Here is an 18,793-nt window from a genome sequence, read left to right as displayed (position 1 = left end):
ACGGTCGGACGGGAGTGGGGTCGCTCACTCGGACAGGGACGTGAGCAGGTCGTGGCGGGTCAGGACCGTGACGGGCTTGCCGTCCTCGACGACGAGCAACGCATCGACGGTCTCGAGTGCACGACGGGCGGCGGAGACGGACTCCCCCACGCCGATGAGCGGCAGCGGGTCGCCGACGAACGGCGTGAGCGCGTCGGTCATCGAGGCGGCGCCGGTGAACACCTGCTCCAGGAGGTCCTTCTCGGCGACGGCGCCGACGACCTCGCCGATGACGACGGGCGGCTCGGCACTGAGGACCGGCATCTGGGAGACGCCGTACTTCGACATGATGTCGACCACGTCGCGGACGGTGTCCGACGGGTGCGCGTGCACGAGGTCGGGCAGCCGGCCGTCCTTGCCGGCCACGATCGACCCGACCGTCCGGGCGTCGTCGGTCTCGGCGAAGCCGTACGAGCGCATCCAGCGGTCGTTGAAGATCTTGCCGAGGTAGCCACGGCCACCGTCGGGCAGGAGCACGACGACCACGTCGTCCTCGGTGAGGTCGCGGGCGGCACGGAGCGCGGCGACCACGGCCATGCCGCTCGAACCACCGACGAGGAGGCCTTCCTCGCGGGCGAGCCGTCGGGTCATCGCGAAGGACTCCGCGTCGGTCACGGCGATGATCTCGTCGGGCACGCCGGCGTCGTACGCGGCCGGCCAGAAGTCCTCGCCGACGCCCTCGACGAGGTACGGCCGACCGGTGCCGCCGGAGTACACCGAGCCCTCCGGGTCGGCGCCGACGATGCGGACACGACCGTCGGACGCCTCCTTGAGGAACCGGCCCGTGCCCGAGATGGTGCCGCCGGTGCCGACGCCGGCGACGAAGTGGGTGATCTGCCCCTCGGTGTCGCGCCAGATCTCCGGACCGGTGGTCTCGTAGTGGCTGCGGGGACCGTTCGGGTTCGCGTACTGGTTCGGCTTGTAGGCGCCCGGGATCTCCCGCACGAGCCGGTCGGACACCGAGTAGTACGACTCGGGGTGCTCCGGGGGGACCGCGGTCGGCGTCACGACGATCTCGGCGCCGTACGCGGTCAGGACGTTCCGCTTGTCCTCGCCGACCTTGTCGGGCAGCACGAACACGCACCGGTACCCGCGCTGCTGGGCGACGAGGGCCAGCCCGACGCCGGTGTTGCCGGAGGTCGGTTCGACGATCGTGCCACCGGGGCGGAGGTCGCCGGAGGCCTCGGCCGCGTCGATGATCCGCGTGGCGATGCGGTCCTTCGACGAGCCGCCGGGGTTGAGGTACTCGACCTTGACGAGGACGGTCGCCCGGAGCCCTCCGGTCACCCGGTTGAGCTTGACGAGCGGGGTGTCCCCGACGAGGTCGACGACGGAGTTCGCGTAACGCACGGGCCGAGTCTAGATGGCCACCCCGGACACTCCCCCTGCCCCGACACCCGGCGTCACGGCGGGCTCGTTCTGCTGCCGGTGCAGGGTGGCGTACGTGCCGCCGACCTCGAGCAACTCGTCGTGGGTGCCCTGCTCGACGATCTCCCCGTGGTCGAGCACGAAGATCACGTCCGCGTCGCGGATCGTCGACAGGCGGTGCGCGATCGAGATCGTGGTCCTGCCCGCGGCCGCCGTGTCGAGCGCGGTCTGCACGACCCGCTCCGAGATCGAGTCGAGTGCGCTCGTGGCCTCGTCGAGGACGAGCACCGGCGGGTCCTTGAGGAGGACACGGGCGATCGCGATCCGCTGCTTCTCGCCGCCGGACAGCCGGTAGCCGCGCTCCCCGACGATCGTGTCGTAGCCGTCGGGGAAGGACGCGATCGTCTCGTGGATGTTCGCGGCCCGGGCGGCCCGCTCGAGCTCGTCGTCGGTGGCGTCGGGCTTGGCGTAGCGCAGGTTGTCCCCGATGGAGGCGTGGAAGAGGTAGGTCTCCTGGCTGACGATGCCGACGTGCCGCATGAGGTCCTCGTGCACGACGTCGCGGACGTCCGCACCCGCGAACCGGACGGAGCCGCTCGTCGCCTCGTACAGCCGCGGCACGAGGTACGAGACGGTCGTCTTGCCGGCGCCCGACGGCCCGACGAAGGCCGCGAACTGCCCCGGCTGCAGCTCGAAGGACACGTCACGGAGGGTCGGGTGGTCCGGCTCGCCGTCCGGGTAGGCGAAGGTCACGTGGTCGAACGCCACGTGCCCGAGGCGGGACTCGTCCACTGGTCGCGCCGTCGGGGAGTCGGTGATCGCCGGTCGCAGGTCGAGGTACTCGAAGATGCGGGCGAAGAGCGCGCCGGACGTCTGGAGGTCGAGCACCACCCGGAGCAGACCCACCGTCGGGAAGAGCAACCGCGACTGCACGGTCGTGAACGCGACGATCGTGCCCGCGGTGATCGGCACGTCCCCGACGATCAGGTACGCGGCGACCAGGTAGATGATCGCGGGGATGATCGACAGGAAGATCTGGACGATCGCGAAGAACCACTGGCCGGACATCTGCTGCCGGACCTGCAGCCGGATCTGGTTGCGGTTCTCGTCGCCGTAACGCTGGGTCTCGCTGCGCTGCTGGTTGAAGCTCTTCGCGAGGAGGATGCCGGAGACGCTCAGTGCCTCCTGGGTGATCGCGGTCATGTCGGACAGCGACTCCTGCGTCTGCGCGGCGATGCGGGCACGGACCTGGCCGACGCGCCGCTGCGCGATCACGAGGAGCGGGAGCAGCACGACCGCGACGAGGGTCATCTGCCAGCTGAGCAGGAGCATCGCGACCACCGCGGCGATGACCGTCACCGTGTTGCCGAGGACGGACGAGATCGTGTTGTTGAGCACGCTCGCGACACCGCCGACGTCGTTCTGGAGGCGCGACTGGATGACCCCGGTCTTGGTGCGGGTGAAGAACGCGAGTTCCATGCGCTGCAGGTGGCCGAAGAGGCGCATCCGCATCGCGCCCATGACCTCGTTGCCGACGGTCGCGGTCAGGTAGGTCTGCCACACACCGATCCCGGCGCTGGCGATCCACAGCCCGACCATCCCGCCGACGAGCGCGTACAGGACGGGGAGGTCGGGGCCGCCGCCGCCCTTCGGGAAGAGTCCCTCGTCGAAGGCGCGCTGCGTCAGGAGCGGCGGGATCACCGAGAGCGCAGCCCCGACGAGCACGAGCACGACCGTCAGCACGATCGAGGCGCGGTGCGGCGCGAACAACCCGGAGATGCGCTGGAGCAGGTGTGGGATCCGCGGGGCCTCGGCGTTCGCGGCCTTCTGCGCCGAGTAGTCGCCGCTCGAGATGCGGCCGCCAGGGCGAGGACCGCGTCCGCCGTGTCCCATGCTCATGCGTGTCCCTCCCGCGTCGACCTCTGCAACGGTACCGCCGGGGAACGACATCGTCGCGGTCGGTTTGACCCCGCACGGGGGGCATGCCACCATCGTGCGTCCCCGTCCGGCCACCACCGAGGTCCCATGTCGTCCGCGCAGTCCCCCGTGTCCCTCCGGCAGCAGCTCGCCCGTCGCAAACCCATCGCGGACCTGCAGGCCGAGGCCGCCCGCGGCGTGAACGGCGAGCCGCTGCGTCGATCGCTCGGCGTGTGGCAGCTGACGATGATCAGCGTGGGCGCGACCCTCGGTACCGGCATCCTCGTGGTCCTCGGGACCGCGGTCCCGCTGGCGGGGCCCGCGGTGTGGATCTCGTTCGTGCTCGCCGGCGTCGCGGCGCTCCTGTCCGCGCTGTCGTACGCCGAGATGGCCGGTGCCGTGCCGACCTCCGGGTCGAGCTACTCGTACACCTACGCGACCATGGGCGAGGGGATCGCGTGGGTCTGCGGATGGTGCCTCGTGCTCGAGTACGCCGTGTCGGTCGCCGCCGTGGCGGTCGGGGCGAGCGAGTACGTCGACGAGACCCTCCGCGTGTTCGGGCTGCACCTGCCGGCCGCGGTCTCCGCTCCTCCCGGGGACGGCGGAGTCGTGAACCTGCCCGCAGCGGTGCTGGTGCTCCTCGCGACGGTGATCCTGCTCCCGGGCGTCCGCGAGAGCGCGTGGGTGAACACCCTGATGGTGATCGTGAAGATCGCCCTGCTGGTGTTCTTCGTCGTCGTGGCCTTCACGGCGTTCCGCGCGGGCAACTTCGAGCCGCTCGCGCCGATGGGTGCCGCAGGGGTCACCGCGGCGGCCTCCCGGCTGTTCTTCTCGTACATCGGCTTCGACGCCGCCTCCACCGCGGGCGAGGAGGCCAAGGACCCCCGCCGCGACCTCCCCCGCGCGATCATCGGGTCGATCGCCCTCATCACGGCGCTGTACATCCTGGTGGCCGTCGCGGCGATCGGTGCCCGGACGTGGACGTCGTTCTCCGACTCCGAGGCCTCGCTCGTCCGCATCGTCGTCGAGGTCACCGGGCAGCCCTGGGTCGCGCTGGTGTTCTCGATCGGCGCCGTCATCGCGATCGCGAGCGTCGTGCTGACCGTCCTCTACGGCCAGACCCGCATCCTGCTGACGATGGCGCGCGACGGGCTCGTGCCGAAGGTCTTCGGCCGGGTGTCGCACCGCACCGGGACCCCGGTCGCGAACACGCTCATCGTCAGCCTGGTCGTCACGGTCGTCGCCGCGCTGGTGCCCCTCGGCGAACTGGCCGACGCGACGAGCATCGGCACGCTCGTGGCGTTCGCGCTCGTGAACGTGTCGGTCATCGTGCTGCGCCGCACCCAGCCGGGGCTCGAGCGCTCGTACCGGGTGCCGCTCTTCCCGGTCGTGCCGGTGCTCGGGACGCTCTGCTGCGTGCTGCTCGCGGTGTTCCTCGGCGCGGGGACCTGGATCGCGTTCGGCGTGTGGATGGTCGTCGGCGCCGCGCTCTACCTGCTCTGGGGCCGCCGCCACAGCACGCTGCGCTGACGCGCGGCGCCCGCCCGCCCGCTGCGCGCCCGCTGCGCGCCCGCCCGCCCGCCGCGCCCGCCCGAGTCTCGGCGTGGGCGACACTTCTCGCGCTCCGACGCCCGAGAAGCGTCGCCCACGCCGAGACTCGCCCCACCCACGCCGAGACTCGCCCACAGGCGGCGAAGCAGTTCCTGTTGTCCACAGCCCGGAGCAGCCCCGACCGATGTGAGCTCGACAGCGCGACGCTACCGCCATGGCCAACGCGTACCCCCGACTGCTCCGAGCGACCGAAGTCGATCGATCGGCCGCACGGTCCCTGCAACGCCGACACCGTGCGGGCGCCTTGGTCCGCATCGCGGACGGCGTGTACGTCGACACGGCGGTGTGGCAGTCGATGTCTGCGATCGAGCGGCACCTGGCGCTGGCTCGGGCGCTCGCGCCGACCGTCAGACCGACCGCAGCGTTCTCACACCTCACGGCGGCGATCGCACTCGGCTGGCCGCTGGTCGGGCCGCCGCCGGCCCGCGTCCACGTCACCGATGCCGTGACGTCCCGGACGGAGCACCGTGCGCACCTCGTCCGTCACGCAGGCGAGCCGGACCTCGGTCCACGCCCCGTGTCGATGGGAGGCGTCCCGATCACCGGCCCGCTCCGGACGGCGATCGACCTCGCCGCGACGCTCGAACCGGCAGTCGCAGCGGTGGCGGTCGACCACGCGGTCCGTACACGACTCGTCACGATCGACGACTTCGTCGCGGCGCTCCCGGGCCCTCGTCGTCGAGGCTCCGTCCGCGGTCGCACGGTGGCCGAGGCGCTCGACCCGCTCCACGAGTCCGCCGGGGAGTCGTACACGGCGATCCGGATGGTCGAGATCGGACTCCCCCGTCCCGTCGCGCAGCACGAGTTCCGCTCCGCCGACGGCCGCACGGACCGGGTCGACTTCTGGTTCGAGGAGCTCGGAGTGGTCGTGGAGTTCGACGGCAAGCAGAAGTACGTCGACCGCGAGGTGCTCGGCGCCCGGAGTCCCGATGAAGCACTCTGGCACGAGAAGGTCCGCGAAGACCGGCTCCGTGCGTTCACCGCGGTCCGGACCGTCGTGCGTCCGACGTGGTGGCACCTCGTCGACCCCGACCGCCTCCGGGCACTGTTCCGGCAGCACCGCGTGCACTTCTGACCACCACGAGTCTCGAGCGGCCGCGCACGAGACTCGTGGTGAGCGACAGTTCTCGCGCATCTGCACGCGAGAACTGTCGCTGAGCGCGAGACTCGGCCCCGCCGCGCCGCGCCGCGCCCCCGTGCACGACGAAGGCCGCCGCCCCCGGAGGGACGACGGCCTTCAGACCTGATGGGTCGGGAGTTACGCGACCTCGACCGTGGCGCCGGCGGCCTCGAGGGTCTCCTTCGCCTTGTCAGCGGTCTCCTTGTTGACGCCCTCGAGCACCTTGGCGTCGGGGGTCTCCACGAGCGCCTTGGCCTCGCCGAGGCCGAGCGACGTGAGGCCACGGACCTCCTTGATGACCTGGATCTTCTTGTCACCGGCCGACTTGAGCACGACGTCGAACTCGGTCTTCTCCTCGACCTCCTCGGCGGGGGCAGCAGCGCCACCGGCCGCGGCGACCGCGACGGGGGCAGCAGCGGTGACCTCGAAGACCTCTTCGAACTTCTTCACGAAGTCCGAGAGCTCGATGAGCGTGAGCTCCTTGAAGGCCTCGATGAGCTCGTCCTGCGAAAGCTTCGCCATGATTTTCTCCTACTACTAGCTAGTACGTGTGGTTGTGGAACGCGTGCCCGATCAGGCCGCGGACTCCTGCTTCTCGCGGAGGGCGTCCACGGTGCGGACGGCCTGCGAGAGGGGTGCCTGGAACAGGTACGCAGCACCGAACAGCGAGGCCTTGAAGGCGCCGGCGAGCTTGCCGAGCAGGACTTCACGGGACTCGAGGTCGGCGAGCTTGTCCACCTCGGTCGCGGTGAGCGGGTTACCGTCGAAGTAACCGCCCTTCACCACGAGCTGGGGGTTCGCCTTGGCGAATGCACGCAGCGACTTCGCGACGGCGACGGTGTCACCGTGGACGAAGGCGAGAGCGGACGGACCGGCGAGCTCGTCGTCGAACGACGAGATGCCGGCGTTGTTCGCCGCGATCTTGGTCAGCGTGTTCTTCACCACGGCGTACGTGGCGTGCTCACGGATCGAGTTGCGGAGCTCCTTGAGCTGCGCGACCGTGAGACCGCGGTACTCGGTGAGCAGAACGGCGTTCGAGCTCTGGAATGCTTCCGTGAGCTCGGCGACCGCAGCTTCCTTGTTCGCCATGGTTCTCCTTGGGGTTTCTTGCCGGCAGCCCCAGGTCGATGGTCGTGACAAGCACGACCCTCACCACATGAAAAAAGCTCCGGCGCAGAGGCTCGGAGCTGCTCCCCCGCGAGCGGGTGGAGTGGTTCGGAACACCTGCGCGGGCTGCCTCACTCGGTGAGGACCTTCGCTTGCTGCGCGAGCGCAACAAGAACCGACGGTCTTTGGCTTCGAGCAGCGTAGCAGAGGTTGCGGACGACACCAAACACCGGTCGGGAGGCGCGGGGCGGGCCCGCACCGCGCCTCCCATCCGTCAACTGGTCGCGGGAGCGGCCTCGGGCGTCTCCGACCACTCGGCAGCCGCCGACGGCGGCGAGACCGGCAGGTGCACCGTGAACACGGTGTCGCCCGGCTCGCTCGTCACCTCGACCCGCCCGCCGTGCGCCTGCACGACCGCGTCGACGATGGCGAGCCCGAGGCCGGTCGACCCCACCGTGCGGGACCGCGAACTGTCCGCGCGGGCGAACCGCTCGAACAGCTTCGGGAGGAACTCGGAGTCGATGCCCTGGCCGGTGTCGCGGACGGTGAGGTCCACGCCGTCACCGCTCCGGGCGATCCCGACCGTGATGCGCGTGCCCTCGGGCGTGTGGGTCCGCGCGTTCGTCACGAGGTTCACGATCACCTGGTGCAACCGCGCCGCATCACCGAGGACCTCGACCGGTTCCGACGGCACGTCGACCTCGATGACGTGGCCGGGCGAGGCCGCATGGGCGTCGTTCACCGCGTCGAGGACGAGCCCGGTGAGGTCCACGTCGTCGAGCTGGATCTCCCGACCCTCGTCGAGCCGGGCGAGGAGGAGCAGGTCCTCGACCATGCTCGTCATCCGCTTCGACTCCGACTCGATGCGGCTCATCGCGTAGACGACGTCCTCCGGCAGGTCCGCGCCCATGCGTCGGGTGAGCTCGGCGTAGCCGCGCACCGAGGCGAGCGGTGTGCGGAGCTCGTGGGAGGCGTCCGCGACGAACTGCCGGACCTTCTGCTCCGAGCGCTCCCGTGCCTGCATCGCGCCGCCGATGTGCCCGAGCATGCGGTTGAACGCGGCTCCGACGCGACCGACCTCGGTCCGGGGATCGGCGTCGGGCACCCGGACGTCCTGCAGGGCGTCGCTGCGTTCGAGGGGCATCCGGGCGACGGCCGAGGCGGTCTCAGCGACCCGTTCGAGCGGCCGCAGCGAGCGCCGGACGACCACCGCGGCGACGACGGACCCGGCGACCAGTGCGGCACCCACCACGACGACGACGACGAGCAGCAGTGACCAGACGCTCTCGTACACCGGCGACATCGGCAGCCCGACCACGAGGACGGCGTTGCCGAGCGCGGGGTTGTCGACCTGGACCGCGGCGACCCGGTACTTCCCGAGGGTGCCACCGAGGTCGAGCGTCGCCGGGTCCACCCCGACCTTGACCTGCCCGAGGCGCTGCAGTTCGTCCGCGGTCAGCTGCGACCGGGAGCTGTCCTCGTTGATGACGATGCCGGCCGCGATGCCACCCGAACCGTAGTAGGCGGTCAACGTCCCCGCGGCCTGGCCGAGCGGTGCGAGGGCGTCGTCGTTCGGACGCTGGCCGCCCGGCTGCTGCTGGCCCTCGCCGAACTTCGTGCTCGCGCGGTCGGTGGCCTTGGACAGCTGGGAGTCGATCGTGCCGGTCTGGATGGACGCCAGGGCGATGATGCTGCCCGCACCGATCACCGCACTCACGGCCACCACGAGTGCGACGATGCTGAGCACCAGCCGGCGACGGAGCGTCACTGCGCTGCCCCTCAGGACGTGGGCTTGATGACGTACCCGACACCGCGCACGGTGTGGATCATGGGGGTCTCCCCCGCGTCGATCTTCTTGCGCAGGTACGAGATGTAGATCTCGACGACGGAGCTCTTGCCGCCGAAGTCGTACGACCACACGCGGTCGAGGATCTGCGCCTTCGACAGCACGCGGCGGGGGTTCCGCATGAGGAAGCGGAGGAGCTCGAACTCCGTCGCGGTGAGCTCGATCGGGCGGCCGGCTCGCGAGACCTCGTAGGACTCCTCGTCGAGCACCAGGTCGCCGACGACGATGCGGGAGTCGCCGGCCTCGGAGATCGAGATCTGCGAACGACGGATGAGCCCGCGCAGGCGTGCCACGACCTCCTCCAGGGAGAACGGCTTCGTCACGTAGTCGTCGCCGCCGGCCGTGAGCCCGGTGACGCGGTCCTCGACGGAGTCCTTCGCCGTGAGGAAGAGCACCGGGGTGTCGTCGTTGTTCTGGCGCAGGCGGCTGAGCACCTGCAGCCCGTCGAGGTCGGGCATCATCACGTCGAGCACCATCGCGTCGGGCTTCCACTCGCGCGCCGTGCTCAGGGCGTCCTGTCCGCCGTTCGCGCTCTTGACGTCCCAGCCCTCGTAGCGGAGCGCCATGGACAACAGGTCGGTGAGGCTGGCCTCGTCGTCGACGACGAGGATGCGCAACGGGGTTCCGTCGGCACGTGTGAGGCGCGGTGCTGCTGCGGGCTGGGAGATGGTCACGTCTTCGAGTATCGAGCGTTTCCTATGAGCGGTCTGAGACGGACCGATGCGCGTTCTGTGGATCACGGATGAGACGGATAACGCGGACCCGGGCGGCCGCCCGGGGAACGCTCCGTACGGTGACCGCATGCTGCACTCCTCCGCATGGTCCGCGGCTGCGCGCGCCGTCGACGTCGACGACGCGGTCGGACCGGCCGGGAGGCACGGTGCGACCCCGGCGGAACGGCTGGCCGTCGCGCAGGCGGTCGCCGCAACCACGCCGACGCTGTCCGCGGGCACGGCCGGACCCGTCTTCGCCACGCTCGCCGCGCTCGCGGCGGTCGACGTCGCGCTGGCGCGCACCGTCGAGCCGCACCTCGACGCCCGCAGTGTCCTCGACCAGGCCGGTGTCCCCGTGCCCGACGGCTCGACCTGGGGCGTGTTCGCCGCCGAGGCGCCCGGGCTCCGTGTCGACGCCCACGCGACGGGCGACGGGACCGTCCGGCTCAGCGGGACGAAGCCGTGGTGCTCGCTCGCGTCGACGCTGAGCCACGCGCTCGTCACCGCGCACCCCGGGGACGAGCGGATCCTGGTCGCGGTCGACCTCCGGCACCCGGGCGTGACCGCGCACGACGACGTCTGGGTGGCCCGCGGCATGCCGGACGTCCCGAGCGGACCGGTCGACCTCGACGGCGTCCCGGGCTCGCTCGTCGGCGAGCCGGGCTGGTACCTCCGACGCCCGGGGTTCGCCTGGGGCGGGATCGGCGTCGCGGCCTGCTGGTGGGGCGGCGCCGTCGGCCTCGCCCGGGTGCTGCGGTCGCTCGCGGCGTCCCGACCGGGGTCCGAACTGCTGCAGGCCGCACTCGGCGCGACGGTCGCCGACCTCGCCGATGCGGAGGACGCGCTCGCGGACGCAGCGGCCCGCATCGACGCCGATCGCCCCGGGACGGACTGGGCGTTCGAGGCGCAGGTCGTCCGCGCCCGGGTCCGCCGTGCTGTCGACGCGGTCCGGCACCGGGTCGTGGCGACGATCGGCCCCGCACCGCTCACGGCCGACCCCGCGGTCGCTGCGCGGGTGGCCGACCTCGAGCTGTACGTGCTGCAGGACCACGGCGCCCGCGACCTCGCCCGAGCCGGCCGGATGGTGCTCGAACGCGGCGGTGTCGCATGGTGACCTTCGACCACCGGGAGCCCGGGACCGACCCGCAGCGGTGGACGACCCTCCTCGACGCGCTGACGCCGCAGGACGTCGCCCTCGACGGGTTCGCCTCGGTCGTCGTCGTCGCGCCGCACCCCGACGACGAGACGCTCGGCGCCGGTGGCCTCGTCGCGACTGCAGCTGCGCGGGCCGTGCCGGTCGAGGTCCTGCTCGTCAGCCGCGGCGAGCGCTCCCACCCGGACTCCCCCACCGTCGCCCCCGGCGACCTCGCGGCGCGGCGTGACGAGGAGTTCCGGACGGCGTCGGCGGCGTTGCACCCGGGCGCGGTCGGGACGTCGCTCCGTGTCCCGGACGGCGCGCTGCGGGACCACCCCGACGTCCTCCGCGCGGCGCTCGACGAGCGGCTGTCGAGCGCGACCGGACAGGTCCTGCTCGTCGTCCCCTGGCGCGGCGACGGACACCGCGACCACCGGGTCGCCGGCGAGGTCGCCGAGGCCGTGGCCGCCGGTCACGACCACGTCACCGTGCTCGCGTACCCGGTCTGGGCCTGGCACTGGGACGACCCGGACGCCCCCGCGGCACCCTGGGACCGAGCCCGCGCGCTGGCGTTGTCGGCCGACGCGCTCGACCGGAAGCGGACCGCCCTCGCCGCGTACCGGTCGCAGACCCTCCCGCTCTCGCCGGCGCCGGGCGACGAGGCGATCGTCGACGAACGGCACGCAGCACACCACCTCCGGCGGACCGAGTGGTACTTCCCCGTGGACGCGGCCCCGTCCGCACGTCGGCGCTCGCGCTCGCGCTCGCGCTCGCGGGAGTCGTTCGACGCCCACTACGCCCGCAAGCCCGAGGGGTGGGACTTCGACGGCTCCTGGTACGAACGCCGGAAGCGTGCGGTCACGCTCGCGGCCCTGCCGCGCGAGCGGTACCGGTCGGCGCTCGAGCTCGGGTGCGCGACGGGGGTGCTGACCGCGGCGATCGCCGGACGGGCAGACCGCGTGCTCGGCACGGACATCTCCGAGGCGCCGCTCGTTCAGGCCCGGGAACGTGCTCCGGGCGCTCGGTTCGTGCGGGCCGCGCTCCCGGAGGACTGGCCCGAGGGTCGCTTCGACCTCGTCGTGCTCTCCGAGATCGGCTACTACCTGAGCCCCGCTGACCTCGACCGCACGATCGACCGGGTCCTGGGCGCGCTCGACGACGACGGTGTCCTCGTCGCCTGCCACTGGCGGCACCCCGACGACGAGGCCGTGACCGACGGCGACACCGTCGACGCGCGGCTCACGGAGCGGTGGCCTCGACCGGCTCTCGTCCGCCACGTCGAGGAGGACTTCGTGCTGAGCGTGTTCCCCGGCCCGTCGACGCCCTCCGTCGCGCGGGCCGACGGGCTCGTCCGGTGAGCCCCGCTCGTCGGGAGAACCCCGCTCGTCCGGTGAGCCCCGCTCGTCCGGTGCCCCGCGTCGACGTGGTGGTGCCCGCCCACGACGAGGTCGACACCGTCGTGGCGTGCGTCGACGCGCTCGCAGCGGCGGTGCGGACGCTCCGGCGCGAGCGACCGGGCGTCGACGTCGGCGTGACGGTGGTCCTCGACGGGTGCACCGACCGGACCGCCGAGGTCGTCGCCGACCGGATCGCGGACGACGACACGTGGCGACGGACCCCGCTCGACGTCGTGGACACCGGCCCACGGCCCGTCGGGGTCGGGCGCGCCCGGAGCCTCGGCGTCGCGCACGTCCTGCGGACCGTCGGTCCGCCCGAGTCGCACTGGACGGCCCACACCGACGCGGACTCCCGCGTGCACGGGTCGTGGCTCGTCCAGCAGGCCGACGCCCTCGCTGCCGGTGCACACGTGCTCGTGGGCGCCGTCGAGCCGGAGCCCGACGACCTCGACCCCGACGTCCTGTGTCGCTGGCGGGTCGCGCACCCGCCCGGCGCGACGCTCGGGCACGTCCACGGCGCCAACCTCGGGGTGCGGGTGGACGCGTACCTGGGGTCGGGCGGCTTCGACCCGGTCCCCGAGCACGAGGACGTCCGACTCGTCACGCGGGCCCGAGCGCTCGGGTTCGACGTCCGCGCCACCACGGCGTTCCCGGTGGTGACGAGCGGTCGGTTCGTCGGTCGGACGCCCGGGGGCTACGCCGAGCACCTCCGCGTGACGTACGGCGACGCCGGCTGAGGCCTCATCGGATCCTCTTGGGTTCCGGCAGCGCTGCTCATCGACTCGCTCCCTACGGTCTCCTCGTCCCCAACACCGAGGAGAACCATGTTCCTGACCTACCTCAGGCGCGAGCTCACGAACCGCCGGAAGCAGACGGTCATCATCGCCGTCGGCATGGCGCTCGCGATCGCCCTGGTCGTCATCGTGTCGTCGATCGCGAGCGGGGTGAAGGCGGCGCAGTCGAGCGTCCTGCAGTCCGTGTACGGCGTCGGCACCGACATCACGATCACGAAGACCGAACAGCCGACGTCGTCGAGCACCGGCCGGCCGTCCTTCGACTTCGGCAGTCGCTCGGGCAGCGACAGCGGGTCGACCGACCTGTCGCAGTCGCGTCTGGCGGTCGCCCGCGGGTCGAGCACGCTGAACGCGTCGAACCTCGCGACCGTCACGGCGACCACCGGCGTGAAGGCGGCGACGGGTGTGCTGACGCTCGAGAACACGACCTTCTCGGGGCAGGTGCAGCAGGGCAGCAGCAGCTCCGACAGCAGCAGCTCTGGTGGTTCGGCGTCGGGCAGCACCGACGCCGGTTCGTCGGACAGCAGCACGCAGCAGGGACCGCCGAGCGGCGGCGAGGGCGGCGGATTCGGCGGCGGCTCGTTCAACGTCGACTCCTTCACCGTCACGGGCATCCCGGTGTCGGGCGACGCGGTCGGTCCGCTCACGAGCACCGAGATCACGAAGGGCCGCTCGTTCACGGCGAAGGACGCCGGCAAGGACGTCGTCGTGCTCGACAGCGCCTACGCGAAGAGCGAGGACAAGGCCGTCGGGGACACACTCGAGATCGGCGGCACGAAGTTCACCGTCATCGGGATCGTCGCGTCCACCGGGTCCTCGAGCACCACGGGCTCGAACACCTACGTCCCGCTCGACACCGCGCAGTCGTTGGCCGACCTCGACGGCAAGGTGACGTCGATCTACGTCTCCGCGGAGTCCTCGTCCGACGTCAGCACCATCAAGTCCGCGCTGCAGCAGAAGCTCAGCAGCGCCACCGTCTCGACCGAGGCGGACCTCGCCTCGAGCGTCTCCGGTTCGCTGAGCACCGCGTCGAGCCTCGTGTCGAACCTCGGCACCTGGTTGTCGATCGTCGTCCTCGCGGCGGCGTTCCTCATCGCGATCTTCTTCACGATCTCCGGCGTGACCCGGCGCACCCGGGAGTTCGGCACCCTCAAGGCGATCGGCTGGTCGAACGGCCGCATCACCCGGCAGGTCGCCGGCGAGTCGCTCGTCCAGGGCCTCATCGGCGGCGTGATCGGTGCGGCGGCGGGCTTGATCGGCATCCTCGTCGTCAACGTCATCGCCCCGACCATCTCGGCGAGCGCCTCGACCTCCACCCGCGGTGGGACGGGTGGCGGCATGCCCGGGGGCGCGGCGACCGCGGCTGCGGGCAGCGGAACGACCGGCGGCGCACCGGCCGGCGGCTTCGGCGGCGGGGCGGCCAGCACGGCGAGCACGACCGACGTGGTCCTCCACGCCCCCGTGACGGTCGAGGTGATCCTGCTCGCCATCGGGCTCGCGGTCCTCGGCGGGCTGCTCGCCGGTGCCCTCGGCGGCTGGCGTGCGAGCCGGCTCCGCCCGGCCGAGGCGCTGCGGAGCGTGGCCTGATGCCCGGACCGACACGCGACACGACCACCCCGACGCACGACGCGACCGACCCGACCACGACGCACGACGCGACCCAACCGACAGGAGCACCCGTGACCACCCCGGCGACCGCAGCCTCCACGGCGGGGGCGAACCGCGCCTCCAGTCCGATCTACCGGCTGCAGAACGTGAGCAAGACGTACAAGCAGAAGAACCGGACCGTCACCGCGTTGACGAACGTCGACCTCACGATCCCGCAGGGGCAGCTCGTGGCGATCCAGGGGCCGACCGGCGGCGGGAAGTCGACCCTCCTCCAGATGCTCGGGGCGCTCGACCGGCCGAGTGCCGGGAGCGTCCTCCTCGGCGAACACGACGTCGCGAAACTCGGGGACGGGGCACTCACGGACCTCCGGGCGACCGAGATCGGGTTCGTCTTCCAGAGCTTCAACCTCATCCCGACGCTCACCGCGCTCGAGAACGTCGAGACGGCGTTCGCGGGCTCGCTCGCGAACCGGTCCAAGGACGAGGTCCGCTCGCGTGCCACGGCCGCGCTGCAGGAGGTCGGGCTCGGCGAGCGCCTGGACCACCTGCCGGCGGAGTTGTCCGGCGGGCAGCAGCAACGGGTGGCGATCGCACGGGCGCTCGTGAAGAACCCGTCGGTGCTCCTCGCGGACGAGCCGACCGGTGCGCTCGACGAGGGGACGCGCGACGAGATCATGGGGATCATCGAGCGGCAGTGGAAGGAGCGCGGGCTGACGGTGGTCATCGTGACGCACGACTCGTGGGTGGCCCGCCGCGCCGAACGTCGGCTGCACATCAAGCAGGGGCTGGTGCGCGAGGTGTAGCGGGCATGCCGGTGCGCTGCCGAGACTCGGCTCAGCGGACGGTTTCGTGGCCCCGACGCCGCGGAACCGTCCGCGGGGCCGAGTCTCGGTCTCCCGGGCCCGCGCAGCCCCCGCGCCGCTCGGCGTCCCGGGCCCGCGCAGCCCCCGCGCCCTACTGCGCGACCGGGTAGTCGCAGTACGCGAACCACCGCGAGTCCGGCGACCACGGCGGAACGTTGACCGTCCCCTGCCCGCCGTCGAGCGTCACGAGGGTCTCCGGCTCGACCGCGATCCGGGCGCCCCGCACGAGCGCTCCGGGGAGCAGCCGCAGCTCGACGCGGTGGTCGGCCGGGTGTCCCTGCACGCCCGGCTCGTACGACAGGCACAGCAGGTGCGATCCGTCCGGCGAGAGGTGCGGGAACCAGTTCACCCGGTCGTCGTTCGTGATCCGCACCGGATCGGCGTGCCCCGGCCAGACGGTCGCGAGCTGCGCCGTCCCCGGTGTGAAGCGCTCCGTGTTGAACAGCCAGATGCCACCGACCGGCGTGATCGTGCAGCCGTCGTCCGGGAAGGCGTCACGCGTGAGGAACGTCGGCTCCCCGGTCGTGGGGTCGACGCTCGCCACGTCGGTGGTCCAGACGCCGTCCTCGGTGCGCTCCCCCACGATCGCCGCCAGGGCACTGCCGTCCGGAGCGATGCCGTGCAGGTAGAACTTCCGTGTCGTCGGGAGCGCGCCCGTCGTGTCGGTCAGCTGCTCCGCGGAGCCACCGTCGGGCAACGGCACCCGGTAGAGCTCACCGTTGCGAGCACTCACCACGACCGAGCCGTCGGAGGGGTCGAGCACGTGGTCGTTGTTGATCTCCGGGACGCCTGGCATCGGGACCGGCACGAGCGCGGTCTCGTCGAGCACGGTCCCCACCGGCGGGAGCGGCAGCAACCAGAGGTCGCCACCGCCGTTGAGCAGGACCCGGCCGTCGTCGAGGACGTTCGGCGCCTCGACGAGGAGCGACGACGACTCGAACAGGACCCGGGACGTCCGCGTCTCGAGGTCGTACACGTGCACGCGGCTCGTCTGGCCCGGCAGCAGCTGCCGTCCGCGGGGTTCGCTCATGGGTCCATCCTGTCGGTTCAGTCGGTGGTGCGCGCGGCTCGAGTCTCGTCTCGCGCGACCCGAGTCTCGGCCCGCGCGACCCGAGTCTCGGGCTGAGCGACGTTGTTCGGGCACGGAGCCCCGAGAACGGTCGCCCGACGCGAGACTCGGCCCGCGCCGCGAGTCTCGGCCCGCGCTACCGGAGTCTCGGGCTGAGCGACCCGAGTCTCGGGCTGAGCGACGTTGTTCGGGCACGGAGCCGCGAGAACGGTCGCCCGCCGCGAGTCTCGGCCCGCGCCGCGAGACTCGCGGAGCACGACGCGGGTCTCGGCCCGCGCCGCGCGGGGACCGCCGGGAGGCGCGGTGCGGGTCCGACCCGCACCGCGCCTCCCGGCGGGTGGTCGCGCCTACTTCACCGCACCGGCGGTCAGCCCCGCCACGAACTGGCGCTGCACGATGAGGAACGCGATCACCACGGGGACCGACACCACGAGCGACGCCGCCATGATCTGGTTCCAGTACACGTTCGTCTGCGTCGAGTACTGCTGCAGACCGTTCGCGAGCAGCTGCCCGTCGCCGTTCGTCATCACCGAGGCGAAGAGCACCTCACCCCAGGCCGTCATGAACGAGTAGATGCCGACGGCCACGAGCCCCGGACGGGCCGACGGCAGGATCACCCGGAACAGGGCGCCCATCGGACCGGAGCCGTCCACCATCGCGGCCTCGTCGAGTTCACGCGGGATGGTCTCGAAGTAGCCCGCGAGCATCCAGATCGAGAACGGCAGCGTGAACGTCAAGTAGGTGATGATCAGGCCGGTCCACGACCCGACGAGCTGGATGCCGAGCGTGTTGCCGAGGTTCGTGAAGATGAGGAACAGCGGCAGCAGGAACAGCACGCCGGGGAACAGCTGGGTCGACAGCACCGCGGTGGTGAACGTGCTCTTGCCCTTGAAGTTCCACCGCGAGACCCCGTAGGCGGCGAACGTGGCGATGATGAGCGAGAACAGCGTCGCGACCGTGCAGACCACGAGCGAGTTGACGAAGTACTTCGCCAGCGGGACGGTCGACCACATGTCGATGAACGGCTGGAACGTGATCGTCGACGGGATCCACGTGAAGTTGTCCTGGACGTCGCCGAGCGGCTTCATGGCCGTCGTGATCATGACGTAGAGCGGGACGACCGTGAACAGCGTCAGCAGGACGATGGTGACGATCTTGAACGACTTGGCGCCGACTGTCTCACGCACGGACGGACCTCCGGTTGGTCACGGCGAGGTAGATGCCCGTGACGATGAGCAGGAAGATGAGGAGCAGGACGCTCATCGCAGCCCCGGAGCCGAAGTTCCAGGTGATGAACGACGCGTTGTAGATGTGGAAGCTCAGCAGGTCCGCTGCCGGGGGCTGCGCGGTCGAGCCGAAGAGGACGTACGGCGTGTTGAAGTCGTTGAACGTCCAGAGGAACATCACGAGCACCAGGGTCACGTTGACGGGACGGACCATCGGCAGCGTGATCGAGCGCCACTGGCGGAACGGCTTCGCACCGTCGACCGACGCTGCCTCGTAGACGTCGTTCGGCACGGACTGCAGGCCGGCCATCAGCATGAGGAAGGCGAACGGCCAGGTCTTCCAGATCGCGACGACGACGACCGAGACGAAGGCGTTCGACCCGATGAGCCAGAACGGTCCCTGGCCGCTGAAGAGGTGCAGCTGGTCGACGAGGACGTGGTTGATCGCGCCGGAGTCACGCTGGAACATGAACTTCCAGGTGATGATGCCCGCGTACATCGGGAGCGCGTACGGCACGAGGAAGAGCGTGCGGAAGAGGCCGCGGCCCCTGAACGGCTTCTGCAGCGCGACCGCCGCCGCCATCCCGAACGTCCAGGACAGGCCGACCACCAGGATCGTGAACGCGCAGGTGATGAGGAACGAGTTCAGGACGCCCTGGCCGATCGCCTGGTCGAAGTCGATCGCGACCGAGTAGTTCCGGAGCCCGGCGAAGGGAGCGGCACCCCAGTTCGCGATGAAGTACTTGGTGAGCTGCATGAACGAGATCCAGATGCCGGTGAGCATCGGGACGATGTGGATGAGCAGCTCGAACAGGATCGCCGGGGCGACGAGCGCGTACGGCAGCCAGTGCCGCTTGGGCTTCCGACCCGGTTGCGGCCCCGACAGCGTCGGGGCCTTCGTGCGGGTCAGGTCGAGGCGCTCGGAGTCCGGCAGGACCGAGGTGGACATGGCAAGCCTTTCGGCGGAGAGGAGGATCGGG

General features: G+C 71.3%; 16 protein-coding genes. 7 read left to right on the top strand and 9 right to left on the bottom strand.

Features of this window, described 5'->3' with window-relative positions:
* Positions 1–24 precede the first annotated feature (24 nt).
* Entirely contained in the window at positions 25–1,389 is a 1,365-nt protein-coding gene (locus IEY20_RS11140; RefSeq protein ID WP_188889136.1) for a cystathionine beta-synthase, read from the bottom strand.
* A 9-nt stretch (positions 1,390–1,398) separates the two neighbouring features.
* Complete coding sequence (locus IEY20_RS11135) at positions 1,399–3,306, bottom strand: ABC transporter ATP-binding protein (protein WP_372378939.1); 1,908 nt, start codon at positions 3,304–3,306, stop codon at positions 1,399–1,401.
* A 126-nt stretch (positions 3,307–3,432) separates the two neighbouring features.
* On the opposite strand from IEY20_RS11135, the gene IEY20_RS11130 reads away from it, so the two are divergent.
* Positions 3,433–4,854 carry an APC family permease gene (locus IEY20_RS11130; RefSeq protein WP_175329441.1) on the top strand — a complete coding sequence of 474 codons (1,422 nt, stop codon included), beginning with the start codon at positions 3,433–3,435 and terminating at the stop codon, positions 4,852–4,854.
* A gap of 235 nt (positions 4,855–5,089) precedes the next feature.
* Complete coding sequence (locus IEY20_RS11125; RefSeq protein WP_175329442.1) at positions 5,090–6,010, top strand: hypothetical protein; 921 nt, start codon at positions 5,090–5,092, stop codon at positions 6,008–6,010.
* Between the two features lie 183 nt (positions 6,011–6,193).
* On the opposite strand, the gene rplL is transcribed toward IEY20_RS11125, so the two are convergent.
* The 4 genes from rplL to IEY20_RS11105 form a co-directional block, all read right to left on the bottom strand.
* Positions 6,194–6,577 carry a 50S ribosomal protein L7/L12 gene (gene rplL / locus IEY20_RS11120; protein ID WP_022904851.1) on the bottom strand — a complete coding sequence of 128 codons (384 nt, stop codon included), beginning with the start codon at positions 6,575–6,577 and terminating at the stop codon, positions 6,194–6,196.
* A gap of 51 nt (positions 6,578–6,628) precedes the next feature.
* A complete protein-coding gene (rplJ, locus tag IEY20_RS11115; RefSeq protein ID WP_022904852.1) occupies positions 6,629–7,144 on the bottom strand; it encodes a 50S ribosomal protein L10 in 516 nt (171 codons plus the stop codon).
* A gap of 292 nt (positions 7,145–7,436) precedes the next feature.
* Positions 7,437–8,930, bottom strand: a complete 1,494-nt coding sequence (locus IEY20_RS11110) for a sensor histidine kinase (RefSeq protein WP_204620544.1) — start codon at positions 8,928–8,930, stop codon at positions 7,437–7,439.
* 11 nt (positions 8,931–8,941) lie between these two features.
* The gene (locus IEY20_RS11105) at positions 8,942–9,682 is read right to left on the bottom strand and encodes a response regulator transcription factor (RefSeq protein WP_031274250.1); all 741 of its coding nucleotides are present in this window, start codon (positions 9,680–9,682) and stop codon (positions 8,942–8,944) included.
* A gap of 127 nt (positions 9,683–9,809) precedes the next feature.
* Here IEY20_RS11105 and IEY20_RS11100 point away from each other — a divergent pair, with 127 nt between their 5' ends.
* The 5 genes from IEY20_RS11100 (at position 9,810) to IEY20_RS11080 (ending at position 15,458) form a co-directional block, all read left to right on the top strand.
* Positions 9,810–10,835 carry an acyl-CoA dehydrogenase family protein gene (locus IEY20_RS11100; RefSeq protein ID WP_175329443.1) on the top strand — a complete coding sequence of 342 codons (1,026 nt, stop codon included), beginning with the start codon at positions 9,810–9,812 and terminating at the stop codon, positions 10,833–10,835.
* Positions 10,829–12,214: a PIG-L family deacetylase gene (locus IEY20_RS11095; RefSeq protein ID WP_175329444.1), complete on the top strand. Its 1,386-nt coding sequence runs from the start codon at positions 10,829–10,831 to the stop codon at positions 12,212–12,214. Before IEY20_RS11100 ends, IEY20_RS11095 begins: the two co-directional genes overlap by 7 nt.
* Before the next feature lie 50 nt (positions 12,215–12,264).
* Positions 12,265–12,990, top strand: a complete 726-nt coding sequence (locus IEY20_RS11090; protein WP_175329445.1) for a glycosyltransferase family 2 protein — start codon at positions 12,265–12,267, stop codon at positions 12,988–12,990.
* A gap of 87 nt (positions 12,991–13,077) precedes the next feature.
* Entirely contained in the window at positions 13,078–14,634 is a 1,557-nt protein-coding gene (locus tag IEY20_RS11085) for an ABC transporter permease (protein WP_175329446.1), read from the top strand.
* 149 nt (positions 14,635–14,783) lie between these two features.
* Positions 14,784–15,458: an ABC transporter ATP-binding protein gene (locus tag IEY20_RS11080; protein WP_031273864.1), complete on the top strand. Its 675-nt coding sequence runs from the start codon at positions 14,784–14,786 to the stop codon at positions 15,456–15,458.
* A 151-nt stretch (positions 15,459–15,609) separates the two neighbouring features.
* Here the strand turns inward: IEY20_RS11080 and IEY20_RS11075 are convergent, their stop codons facing one another.
* The 3 genes from IEY20_RS11075 to IEY20_RS11065 all read right to left on the bottom strand — a co-directional run bounded on the left by IEY20_RS11075 (position 15,610) and on the right by IEY20_RS11065 (position 18,762).
* Positions 15,610–16,548 carry a TolB family protein gene (locus IEY20_RS11075; protein ID WP_175329447.1) on the bottom strand — a complete coding sequence of 313 codons (939 nt, stop codon included), beginning with the start codon at positions 16,546–16,548 and terminating at the stop codon, positions 15,610–15,612.
* A 386-nt stretch (positions 16,549–16,934) separates the two neighbouring features.
* A complete protein-coding gene (locus IEY20_RS11070; RefSeq protein ID WP_188889134.1) occupies positions 16,935–17,774 on the bottom strand; it encodes a carbohydrate ABC transporter permease in 840 nt (279 codons plus the stop codon).
* Positions 17,767–18,762, bottom strand: a complete 996-nt coding sequence (locus tag IEY20_RS11065; RefSeq protein ID WP_022904432.1) for a carbohydrate ABC transporter permease — start codon at positions 18,760–18,762, stop codon at positions 17,767–17,769. The genes IEY20_RS11070 and IEY20_RS11065 overlap by 8 nt, the downstream gene beginning before the upstream one ends.
* Positions 18,763–18,793: the final 31 nt, after the last annotated feature.

Origin of the sequence: Curtobacterium luteum, from assembly GCF_014646995.1 — a bacterium.
Taxonomy (GTDB): domain Bacteria; phylum Actinomycetota; class Actinomycetes; order Actinomycetales; family Microbacteriaceae; genus Curtobacterium; species Curtobacterium luteum.
The sequence above is the reverse complement of the archived record's forward strand: the minus strand, read 5'-3'. Positions and strand labels throughout refer to the sequence as shown.

Coding starts and splice junctions, on each gene's coding strand:
- IEY20_RS11135 (WP_372378939.1), bottom strand. CDS start 3,306: ATGAGCATGGGACACGGCGGACGCGGTCCTCGCCCTGGCGGCCGCATC.
- IEY20_RS11130 (WP_175329441.1), top strand. CDS start 3,433: ATGTCGTCCGCGCAGTCCCCCGTGTCCCTCCGGCAGCAGCTCGCCCGT.
- IEY20_RS11125 (WP_175329442.1), top strand. CDS start 5,090: ATGGCCAACGCGTACCCCCGACTGCTCCGAGCGACCGAAGTCGATCGA.
- rplL (WP_022904851.1), bottom strand. CDS start 6,577: ATGGCGAAGCTTTCGCAGGACGAGCTCATCGAGGCCTTCAAGGAGCTC.
- rplJ (WP_022904852.1), bottom strand. CDS start 7,144: ATGGCGAACAAGGAAGCTGCGGTCGCCGAGCTCACGGAAGCATTCCAG.
- IEY20_RS11100 (WP_175329443.1), top strand. CDS start 9,810: ATGCTGCACTCCTCCGCATGGTCCGCGGCTGCGCGCGCCGTCGACGTC.
- IEY20_RS11095 (WP_175329444.1), top strand. CDS start 10,829: ATGGTGACCTTCGACCACCGGGAGCCCGGGACCGACCCGCAGCGGTGG.
- IEY20_RS11085 (WP_175329446.1), top strand. CDS start 13,078: ATGTTCCTGACCTACCTCAGGCGCGAGCTCACGAACCGCCGGAAGCAG.
- IEY20_RS11075 (WP_175329447.1), bottom strand. CDS start 16,548: ATGAGCGAACCCCGCGGACGGCAGCTGCTGCCGGGCCAGACGAGCCGC.
- IEY20_RS11065 (WP_022904432.1), bottom strand. CDS start 18,762: ATGTCCACCTCGGTCCTGCCGGACTCCGAGCGCCTCGACCTGACCCGC.